Origin of the sequence: Clostridium sp. K13 (assembly GCF_019734195.1) — a bacterium.
Classification (GTDB): domain Bacteria; phylum Bacillota; class Clostridia; order Clostridiales; family Clostridiaceae; genus Clostridium.
On sequence record NZ_JAASHM010000079.1, the window covers coordinates 1 to 2,603 of the forward strand.

4 protein-coding genes are annotated in these 2,603 nt (G+C 27.0%); 2 read left to right on the plus strand and 2 right to left on the minus strand.

Annotated elements, in window-relative coordinates; all coding sequences use genetic code 11:
• Together istA and istB are read left to right on the plus strand one after the other, a co-directional pair.
• On the plus strand, positions 1-883 hold an 883-nt coding region (istA, locus tag HCG76_RS18800), incomplete at its 5' end, for an IS21 family transposase (protein ID WP_221719017.1).
• Positions 873-1,631, plus strand: coding sequence for an IS21-like element helper ATPase IstB (gene istB, locus HCG76_RS18805; RefSeq protein WP_097032928.1), 759 nt, complete (start codon positions 873-875; stop codon positions 1,629-1,631). The genes istA and istB, both read left to right, overlap by 11 nt.
• Positions 1,632-2,064: 433 nt before the next feature.
• Here the strand turns inward: istB and HCG76_RS18810 are convergent, their stop codons facing one another.
• Entirely contained in the window at positions 2,065-2,205 is a 141-nt protein-coding gene (locus tag HCG76_RS18810) for a hypothetical protein (protein WP_156334272.1), read from the minus strand.
• The gene (locus HCG76_RS18815) at positions 2,168-2,479 is read right to left on the minus strand and encodes a DUF960 family protein (protein WP_221701793.1); all 312 of its coding nucleotides are present in this window, start codon (positions 2,477-2,479) and stop codon (positions 2,168-2,170) included. Before HCG76_RS18815 ends, HCG76_RS18810 begins: the two co-directional genes overlap by 38 nt.
• Between the last annotated feature and the right edge of the window lie 124 nt (positions 2,480-2,603).

Below are 2,603 nucleotides of genomic sequence, written 5' to 3' on the forward strand. Positions count from 1 at the left end.
TATGAGATTTGAAACAGACAAGGGACAACAAGCACAATTAGATTGGAAAGAGAATATTGATTTTGTTTTAAGCACCGTTGAAGTTATTAACATAAATATTTTTGTTTTAATACTGTCATATTCAAGATTTAGAATTTATAGATTATCATTAGAAAAAACACAAGATATATTATTTCCATTTTTAAATGAATCATTTGAAACCTTTGGTGGCGTTCCTAAAGAATTATTAACAGATAATATGAAAACTGTTATGGATCAACCAAGAACAGCTTATCAAAGTGGAAAAGTAAATAATAAATTTCAACAGTTTGCTGATGATTATGGTTTTAAAGTTCGCCCCTGCATAGCAGGTAGGCCGAATACTAAAGCTAAAGTAGAAGCACCAATGAAGTTGCTAGATGAAATTAGAGCTTATAATGGTACTCTTAATTTTAATGAATTACATGAACTTATTTCAAAACTCAATAATAGAATTAATGGGACATGTCATACTTCAACTGGCAAAATTCCAGTTTTACACTTAGAAAAAGAAAAAGATTTCTTACTTAACCTTCCTACAGAACAAATAAGAAATCGATACAGTATCATAACTACAAGTGTTAAAGTTAATCGCCAAAGTATGATTTCCTATAAATCTAACCAATATTCTGTACCACCAGAATATATAAACAAAAAACTTAAACTACAAGTATATGATAATCAACTACATTTGTATTATAACACAAATTTAGTTACTATCCATGAAATTAAAAACCAAAAATTAAATTATCATGATAATCATTACTTACAGATTAGTTATTTAACATTTAAAAATTCTAAATATGAAATGAACGAAATAGCTAAAAATAATTTAAAAATGATAGGAGAAATATATGGTAACTAATAGTGCGTATATGCAATTAATTAATAATTTAGAATATCTAAAACTAAAGCAAATGGTTAATCATTTAGATGAAGTTATTGATTTTTCAACAAAAAACAATTTATCATTTGTTGATACTCTTATAAAACTTACATCTCATGAAATAGATTGTAAAGAAGCAAATATGATTAGATCAATGGTTAAAGTAGGGGCATTTCCCCATACTAAAGAACTTAAAGACTTTGATTTTAATTTTCAACCAGGTATAAACAAAGATCAAATATTAGATTTTGCATCATTACGCTTCTTGGAAGCAAAAGAGAATATTGTATTTTTAGGGACAAGCGGAGTTGGAAAGACTCACCTGTCCACTTCTATAGGTATCGCTGCCGCGAAGCGAAGATGTAGCACCTATTTTATTAAATGTAATGATTTATTACAGCAATTAAAAAGAGCTAATTTAGAAAATAGGCTTGATTCAAGGCTTAAGCATTTTAGTAAATACAAGCTTCTGATTATAGATGAATTAGGATATTTGCCTATAGATAAAGAAGATTCAAAACTATTTTTTCAACTTATAGATATGCGATATGAAAAGAAAAGTACTATTATAACTACTAATATAAATTTTAATGCTTGGGATGAAATATTTTGCGATCCTATAATAGCTAATGCTATTTTAGATAGGGTACTTCATCACGCCCACGTAGTTTCTATTACTGGAAATTCTTATAGATTAAAAGATCATTTTAATTTTGAAGAGAACTAAAAACCTCATTCTTAAATGATCAAAAACTTACAGAATTAATTTGACATTTATATACCATCTTATTTAGAAAACATTCAATTTATCATCTCTTCGCAGTTTTTTATTCCCATGGCTACATTTCTTAACATTTTCTAAAATCTCTGCTTTCTGCTGTGCTATCGTTGCTTTTTAGATATACTTAGATTGATTATAGTTACAGTTTTTCTATTTACACTACGTTCAAGATAAATTACATCTTTACTTAGACTTCTTCTATTCTTTCTCCTCAATCTTATTCTTACTGAAAATATCGTCACTATCGTTACATAGACACTACTATTACAACGATATTTTCTAGTAGTTTATTATTGTTATAAAAAAATTATCTTATTGTTATAATATCATCACAATTAATTTATCATTCTTATTAATTGTGATGATATTATATTTCATACTACTTCTTAGTTGTTGCTTCTATTGAAGTTGCCACAACTGTTAATACTGTTCCAAGCACCTTTATTACTGTTACTATATCCATAACTTTCTCCTCATTATCATTAATATTCCCAAGGAAATAATATAATACTTCCTTCAAATCCGTTATCTATTACATATAACTTAATCTCATCATCTATCTGAATATCTTCTATCTCTATTTCATATGTGCATGAATATTCAGGAACTTCTTGACTCTGACTTATTACAATCTTCTTTCCTTCTTTTCTTATCCTGAAAACCTGTAAGTAATCTAGTTCAACATTTTCTTCATCTTTTAGCTTATCAAGCATAGACCATATCATTAGTTGCAACCTTATATCTACTTCCTCATTTACACCTCTAGTTACATATCTATTATCTTTCTTAAACATCTTTAGTTCTCTCCTTATTATTAATTTTTCATCTCTATCTAAAAAGTAAAAAGGCTATACCTTATTAACTAAGATATAACCTCTTAACAATCTATTTCAGAATATAAATATTTATTATATTCAT